The sequence below is a fragment of the Nonomuraea sp. NPDC001684 genome (assembly GCF_053596515.1).
In genome coordinates, this window is the sequence record NZ_JBSFGJ010000463.1 from 1 (window position 1) to 7,167 (window position 7,167).

6 protein-coding genes and 1 pseudogene are annotated in these 7,167 nt (G+C 72.7%); 3 read left to right on the forward strand and 4 right to left on the reverse strand.

Translation table 11 applies throughout. The features are described from left to right. The 3 genes from ACWCSD_RS43855 to ACWCSD_RS43865 form a co-directional block, all read left to right on the forward strand. Window positions 1–1,077, forward strand: a 1,077-nt coding sequence (locus ACWCSD_RS43855; RefSeq protein WP_449924149.1) for an FAD-dependent oxidoreductase, incomplete at its 5' end; no start/stop codon positions are given. A 49-nt stretch (window positions 1,078–1,126) separates the two neighbouring features. Then, complete coding sequence (locus ACWCSD_RS43860; RefSeq protein ID WP_397161037.1) at window positions 1,127–1,939, forward strand: HipA family kinase; 813 nt, start codon at window positions 1,127–1,129, stop codon at window positions 1,937–1,939. After that, window positions 1,936–2,313 carry a DUF3037 domain-containing protein gene (locus tag ACWCSD_RS43865; RefSeq protein WP_397161039.1) on the forward strand — a complete coding sequence of 126 codons (378 nt, stop codon included), beginning with the start codon at window positions 1,936–1,938 and terminating at the stop codon, window positions 2,311–2,313. The genes ACWCSD_RS43860 and ACWCSD_RS43865 overlap by 4 nt, the downstream gene beginning before the upstream one ends. A gap of 11 nt (window positions 2,314–2,324) precedes the next feature. Here ACWCSD_RS43865 and ACWCSD_RS43870 read toward each other — a convergent pair whose 3' ends face one another. The 4 genes and pseudogenes from ACWCSD_RS43870 to dxr form a co-directional block, all read right to left on the reverse strand. Then, window positions 2,325–3,167, reverse strand: a complete 843-nt coding sequence (locus tag ACWCSD_RS43870) for a GNAT family N-acetyltransferase (RefSeq protein ID WP_352319456.1) — start codon at window positions 3,165–3,167, stop codon at window positions 2,325–2,327. A gap of 36 nt (window positions 3,168–3,203) precedes the next feature. Then, on the reverse strand, window positions 3,204–4,796 hold the full coding sequence (locus ACWCSD_RS43875) for an alpha/beta hydrolase (RefSeq protein WP_397161041.1): 1,593 nt from the start codon (window positions 4,794–4,796) through the stop codon (window positions 3,204–3,206). Window positions 4,797–4,925: 129 nt separating this feature from the next. Continuing rightward, the gene (gene ispG, locus ACWCSD_RS43880) at window positions 4,926–6,095 is read right to left on the reverse strand and encodes a flavodoxin-dependent (E)-4-hydroxy-3-methylbut-2-enyl-diphosphate synthase (protein ID WP_358298617.1); all 1,170 of its coding nucleotides are present in this window, start codon (window positions 6,093–6,095) and stop codon (window positions 4,926–4,928) included. A gap of 40 nt (window positions 6,096–6,135) precedes the next feature. Then, window positions 6,136–7,107: pseudogene (dxr, locus tag ACWCSD_RS43885) on the reverse strand (1-deoxy-D-xylulose-5-phosphate reductoisomerase); the annotation flags it as partial. Window positions 7,108–7,167 lie beyond the last annotated feature (60 nt).

Genomic DNA, 7,167 nt, shown 5'->3' on the forward strand with positions numbered 1-7,167 from the left:
TTTCCGGGGCGGACCGGCCACCGCCCCCAGGGTTACCGCATCAGCCTCAAGGAGACCGGCGCCGCGGCGCTGCGCGCGTGCCTGCCCCCCGGCCTGTACGACCTGGCCGTGGCCACCTCCATCCGCCCGGCCACCCGCATGACGTTCATGGACACCCGGCTGGTCCCCAAGTTCTCCAAGGACGTCCCGCCCCAACTCCCCGGTGTGGACGGCTTCGGCGTCAACCGGCTCACCCTGCGCGAGATCCTGCTGTCCGGCCTCGACGTGCGCTTCGGCACCGAGTTCACCCGGTACGAACCGCTGCCCGGCGACCGCGTCCGCGCCCACCTCGCCGACGGCTCCGCCCTGGACGGCGACCTGCTCGCCGGCGCGGACGGCGTCGGCTCCCGCGTCCGCGCCCAGCTCCTCCCCGACGCCGTCGTGGACCGGCTCGACTGGGCCCTGTACGGCAGGACCGTCCTGACCCCCGACCTGCTGGCCGCCACGCCTCCCGACCTGGTCGACACCTTCAACCGGGTCACCGCGCCCGACCACACCGCGATCTCGGTCGCCACCTGCCGCCCCTGCGCGCCGGTGGCCGAGGCCGCCGCCCGGCACGCCCCCGGCGTGGAGCTGACCGACGTCCCCGGCTACTTCTCCTGGACGCTGACCGCCCCCGGCCCCCGGCCGGACGACACCTCCCCCGCCGCCCTGCACCGGCTCGCGCTCGCCACGGTCGCCGGCTGGCACGAGGGCGTGCGCCGGATCGTCGAGCTCGCCGACCCCGAGGCGACGTTCCTGGTGCACACCCACTCGGCCCGGCGCGTACGCCCCTGGGACGAGCCCGCGGTGACCCTGCTCGGCGACGCCGTGCACAGCATGAGCCCGGGACGCGGCGAGGGCGCGAACGTCGCGCTGCGCGACGCCCACATCCTGAGCGCGGGTCTGGCCGCGGCCGCCGCCGCAGGCCGCCCGCTCGCCGAGGCGAAGACGGCCTACGAGCACGCCATGCTCGACTACGCGTTCACCGCCGTCGAAGCCTCGTTGCAGCAGCCGTTCGCGCCTTTCGCCCGTCCTGTCCGGCCACCGGCGCGTTGAACCGGCCCGGAGTTACGGATGGGGGCCAGGGGGACGATAGCCTCGTCCCGTGCTGGAAAAGATCGCAGCCACCCGATATGTGACCCCGCTGCGGGAGGGCGGGTCGCTGCCGGGCGTCGTCGAGGCCGACGACCTCGGCACGTACGTGGTGAAGTTCCGCGAGGCGGGGCAGGGCCGGCGGGTGCTCGTCGCGGAGATCATCGCCGCCGAGCTGGGCCGCCGGCTGGGGCTGCGCACCCCCGAGCTCAAGCTCATCGACCTCGACCCGCAGCTCGGCGTCCGCGAGCCCGACGAGGAGGTCCAGGACCTCCTCAAGGCCAGCACCGGCCTCAACCTGGCGGTCGACTTCCTGCCCGGCGCGCTCGGGTTCGACCCGCTGGGCTGGATCCCCGACCCGGTGTTCGCCTCCAGGGTCGTCTGGTTCGACGGGCTGATCCACAACATCGACCGGAGCTGGCGCAACCCCAACCTCCTGGTCTGGCACCGCGACACCTGGCTCATCGACCACGGCGCGGCGCTGTGGTTCCACCACAACTGGCGCACGGCCGACCCGCAGCGCCCCTTCGACACCGGCGACCACGTGCTCGCGCCGTTCGCGCCCGACGTGCTCGCCGCCGGCGACGACCTGGCCGGCCGGATCACCCGCGAGCTGCTCGGCGAGGTGACGGCCCTGGTGCCCGACGAATGGCTCGACGGCGAGCCGGGCTTCGACTCGGCCCAGGCCGTGCGGGAGGCCTACATCGAGCATCTGCTGAGCCGGGCGCACGGCCCGCGCGAATGGCTGCTGCGCGGCCCCGACAAGGAACGCAGGGCAGCGGGGCCCGGCTCGGTCGGCGAGTTCTGGCGGGGAGGCAGCCGGTGACCAGAGACGTCTACGAGTACGCGGTGATCCGCGTCATGCCGAAGATCGAGCGCGGCGAGCTGATCAACGCCGGCGTGCTGCTCTACTGCCAGCCGCGCGACTACCTGTGCGCGCGCGTGCACCTCGACCCGGCCCGCCTGCGCGCCCTCGACCCCGGCGCCGACCTCGACGGCGTGCGCCACGCGCTCAGCGCCTACGAGCGGGCCTGCGGCGACCGGCCGGGCCCCCTCGCGGGCGAGCCGCTGGGCGGCCGGTTCCGCTGGCTGACCGCGCCGCGCAGCACGATCGTCCAGACCGGCCCGGTGCACGCCGGCCTCACCGCCGACCCCGTCACCGAGCTGGCCCGCCTCTTCGACAAGCTGGTCAGCCTCTAAGCCGCACACCCTCAGAACAACACCGACATGAAGGTGTCCACCTCGCGGAACCCCACCTTGCGGTAGACGGCCCGCGCCGAGTGGTTGAAGTCGTTGACGTAGAGCGACACGACGGGGGCGAAGCAGCTCATCGCCGCCTCCACGACCGCCGCCATGCCCGCCACCGCGTGGCCCTTGCCGCGCTGGTCGGGGGCCACCCACACGCCCTGGATCTGGCAGGCGTGCGGCGTGACGGCGCCCACCTCGGCCTTGAACACCACCCGGCCGTCGTCGATGCGCGCGTAGGAGCGGCCGATGCGGATCAGCTCGGCGACCCGGGTGCGGTAGAGCGCGCCGCCGTCGCCGAGGTTGGGCGAGACGCCCACCTCCTCGGTGAACATCGCCACGCACGCCGGCAGCACGATGTCGAACTCCTCGGGCCGCACCCGGCGCACCAGCGGATCGGCGGGCACGGGAGCCTTGCTGGAGGTCGCCATCACCGGCTGCGCCCACCGGATGGCCCGCGCCCTGCCCCAGTGCGGCTCCAGCCGCTCCCACAGCAGGGACACCGCCTCGACGGGGCCCACGATGGACGAGCACCTGCGCCCCTGCTTGCGGGCACGGTCGGCGAACGCGTGCACGGCCTCGGGGCCGGCGTTGACCGGCACCATGTTCGCGCCGGCGTAACAGAGCGACACGAGCCCGCCGCGCGGCCCGAATCCCCACATCTGCCCCCCGAGGCGTGCCGGATTGAGTCCGACGGCCCGCACCCGGGAGGAGACGAAGACGTTGGCGACCGGATCGCAGTCAAGCAGGGCGAGAACCTCGTCCCGGTCGCTGTCGTCGAGCACGCGCGACGCCGATGTACGCAGCATCACATGGTCAGACTACGCGAACGTCCCCCGAATAGCTCACCGGGACAGCACGTCGGTGAGCCGATCGTGACCCTGCGCGCCGCGCGCGGCCATGTGGGCGGCCATGTGGGCGGCCGGAGCCGGGTCCGGCAGGGCCGCGCAGGACACCGTCCGGGCCGGCAGCGTGCCGTCGGCCAGGTACGCCGCGAGGTGGCCGTCCACGCACCGGTTGCCGGCCAGCGAGACGCCGTGGTTGCCGCCCTCGTCGATCACCATGCCGCTGCGCGGGAATCGCCGGTGCATGGCCAGCGCCCCCCGGTACGGCGTCGCTGCGTCGTCGCGCGACTGCAGGAACAACACCGGCGGCAGCTTCGGCGAGCCGTGCACCGCGACCGGCGTGCCGCCCTTGACCGGCCAGAACGCGCACGGCGCGTTGAACCAGGCGTTCGGCCAGGTCAGGAACGGCGCCCTGTGGTGGAGCCGGGTCATGTCGGTGCGCCACTTGGCCCAGTCGCGCGGCCACGCGGCGTCGCGGCACTGCACGCCGAGGTAGACGGCGTAGCCGTTCTCGTCGTCGGCGTCGTTCTTGCCGCGCCGGTTGTACGCCTCCACCAGCGGCTGCACGTCGCCCTTGCGCACGTATGCGGACCAGGCGCGGGCGAACTCCGGCCACACCCGGTCGGTGTACCCGCCGAGGGTGAAGGTGTCGTCCAGCTCGCTCGGCCCGACCACGCCGCCGGCCGGGCGGGTGCGCAGCCGGTCGCGCATCGCGTAGTAGGCGAACGAGGTCTGCTTCAGCGTGCCGCCCAGCCGGTAGACGTCGTTGTGCCGGGCCGTCCAGGCCAGGAAGGCGCGGTGGCGGCGTTCGAAGGCGACGTCCTGGCTCAGGTTCGACCGGTACCAGACGCCCTCGGGGTTGACCGTGCTGTCCATGACCAGCCGCCTGACCCGCTGCGGGAACAGGGTGGCGTAGACGGCCCCGAGGTAGGTGCCGTACGAGTAGCCCAGGTAGCTGATCTTCTCCTCGCCCAGCGCCGCCCTGATCGTGTCCATGTCCCTGGCCGAGTTCTCGGTCGTCAGGTGCGGCAGCATCCAGGCCCAGAGGTCGCCGCAGCGGGTGGCGTACTCGTCGGCCCTGGCCAGCAGCCTGCTCTCGTCGCCGGCCGTGTGCGGCACCGCGTCGGGCCGCGGCGCCCGGTAGTAGGTGTCGGGGTCCACGCAGTGGAGCGACGGCTCGCTGCCGCCGACCCCGCGCGGATCGAACCCGACGACGTCGTAGCGCTCGCCCAGCCTGTTCGGCAGCCCGTTCGAGACGAACTCGGTCAGGTCACGGCCCGAGGCCCCCGGGCCGCCCGGGTTGATCAGCAGGGTGCCGAGATGGTTGCCGTCCCTGGACACCTTGGCCTTGATGCGGTTGATCGCCAGCTTGATCGACTGGCCCCAGGGGTCGCGGTAGTCGAGCGGCACGCGTACGGTGGCGCACTCCAGGTCGGCCCGGACCGTCTTGCCCTCCTTCGCCGGGCACGGCCCCCAGACCACCTGTTGCGCCCCCCAGGCCGCGCCCCTGCCGGCCGACGCCACACCGTCCGCGCTGACAACCCCGGCGACCAGCACCGCGATGCCGACGGCAACACTGAATACGCGCTTCACCCAGCCCCTCCCCCTCGTCATGGCCCTGTGATGCTCCCTCGGGTGAGCGGGTCATGACGGTGGGTATGGGGAAAGGCTTGCCAGATTGTAATGGGGCCATTGCACCGGGTAACCGGCCCCTCGGGGCGCTCAGCCCACGGTCACCTGGGGCCCGGAGACGTCGTCGTCGTCGAGGTCGACCTCGACGCCCATCTCCTCGGCCAGCCGCAGGGCCTCCTCGATCAGGGTCTCGACGATCTGCGACTCGGGCACGGTCTTGATGACCTCGCCCTTGACGAAGATCTGGCCCTTGCCGTTGCCGGAGGCGACGCCGAGGTCGGCCTCGCGCGCCTCGCCGGGGCCGTTGACGACGCAGCCCATGACGGCCACCCGCAGCGGGACCTTGAGCCCCTCCAGGCCAGCCTGGACCTGCTCGGCCAGCGTGTAGACGTCGACCTGGGCCCGGCCGCACGACGGGCAGGAGACGATCTCCAGCCCCCGCTCGCGCAGCCCCAGCGACTCCAGGATCTGGGCGCCGACCTTGACCTCCTCGACGGGCGGCGCGGACAGCGAGACGCGGATGGTGTCGCCGATGCCCTCGGCCAGCAGCGCGCCGAACGCCACGGCGGACTTGACCGTGCCCTGGAAGGCGGGGCCGGCCTCGGTGACGCCGAGGTGGAGCGGGTAGTCGCACTTGGCGGCGAGCAGCCGGTAGGCGTTGATCATGACGACCGGGTCGTTGTGCTTGACCGAGATCTTGATGTCCCTGAAGCCGTGCTCCTCGAACAGCGAGCACTCCCACAGCGCGGACTCCACCAGCGCCTCGGGCGTGGCCTTGCCGTACTTCTGGAGCAGGCGGGGGTCGAGCGACCCGGCGTTGACGCCGATCCTGATCGGCACGCCGTGGTCGGCGGCCGCCCTGGCGATCTCGCCCACCTTGTCGTCGAACTTCTTGATGTTCCCCGGGTTGACGCGGACCGCCGCGCAGCCCGCCTCGATGGCCGCGAACACGTACTTCGGCTGGAAGTGGATGTCGGCGATGACCGGGATCTGGGACTTCTTCGCGATGATCGGCAGCGCGTCCGCGTCGTCCTGCGACGGGACGGCCACGCGCACGATCTGGCAGCCGGACGCCGTCAGCTCGGCGATCTGCTGCAACGTGGCGTTGACGTCGGCGGTGACCGTCGTCGTCATCGACTGGACGGAGACGGGCGCGTCGCCGCCCACGGGAACGCTGCCGACCATGATCTGGCGGGAGTGCCGGCGTTCGGCGAGCGGCTTGGGGCGGACCGTCGGGATGCCAAGTGCTACAGAAGACATTTCTACCCTTAGGTGTGACGACGCTACCCAGTCTAGGTAGCTAGAAGGACTGCCCGGCTGTGAGTTCGGCCGCACGCGCCCGGGCCCAGGCGTCGGCGGCCAGCACCTCCTCCACGCTGGAGGCCGGGGTGACGCGGTGTTCCTCGACGACCTTGGCGACCGTGTCGACGATCGCGGGGAAACGCAGCCCGCCCCTGGTGAACGCCTCGACGCAGACCTCGTTGGCGGCGTTGTAGACGGCGGGCGCGGTGCCGCCGTCGGCGCCGACGTGCCGGGCCAGCGCGACGGCCGGGAAGGCCGCGTCGTCGAGCGGCTCGAAGGTCCAGGTGTGGGCCTTGGTCCAGTCGACGGGCCGGGCGGCGCCGGGCACGCGGGCCGGATGGGCCAGCGCGAGCGCGATGGGCAGGCGCATGTCGGGCGGGCTGGCCTGGGCGATGGTGGAGCCGTCGACGTACTCGACCATGGAGTGGATCACCGACTGCGGGTGGACGACGACCTCGATGCGGTCGAAGCCGATGTCGAACAGCAGGTGGGCCTCGATGACCTCCAGCCCCTTGTTGACCAGGGTGGCGGAGTTGATGGTGATGACCGGGCCCATGGACCAGGTGGGGTGGGCCAGCGCCATCTCGGGGGTGACGTCGGCCATCTCCTCGCGCTTCATGCCCCTGAACGGGCCGCCGCTGGCGGTGATGACGAGCTGCTTGACGGCGGCGGGGTCGTGGCCGCCGGGGCCGGACGCCCACAGGCACTGCTGCACCGCCGAGTGCTCGGAGTCGACCGGGAGGATCTGCCCCGGCGCGGCCAGCCGTTTGACCAGCGGCCCGCCGATGATCAGGGACTCCTTGTTGGCCAGCGCGAGCGTGCGGCCGGCCTCCAGCGCGACCAGCGTGGACGTCAGGCCCAGCGCACCGGTGATGCCGTTGAGCACGGTGTCGCACCGCCAGCCCGCGACCTCGGCGACGCCCTCGTGGCCGCCCAGCACGACGGGGGACGCCCCGCGCGCGGCCAGCGCCTCCAGTCAACGCCGTCGCGCCGGGCGTCCCGGTGGACGGGCCCGTCCCGGAGCTGGCCG

What these genes read in the sequence shown, in the direction of transcription:
- ACWCSD_RS43870 (WP_352319456.1), bottom strand. Translation starts at nt 3,167, where the DNA reads ATGCTGCGTACATCGGCGTCGCGCGTGCTCGACGACAGCGACCGGGAC.
- ispG (WP_358298617.1), bottom strand. Translation starts at nt 6,095, where the DNA reads ATGTCTTCTGTAGCACTTGGCATCCCGACGGTCCGCCCCAAGCCGCTC.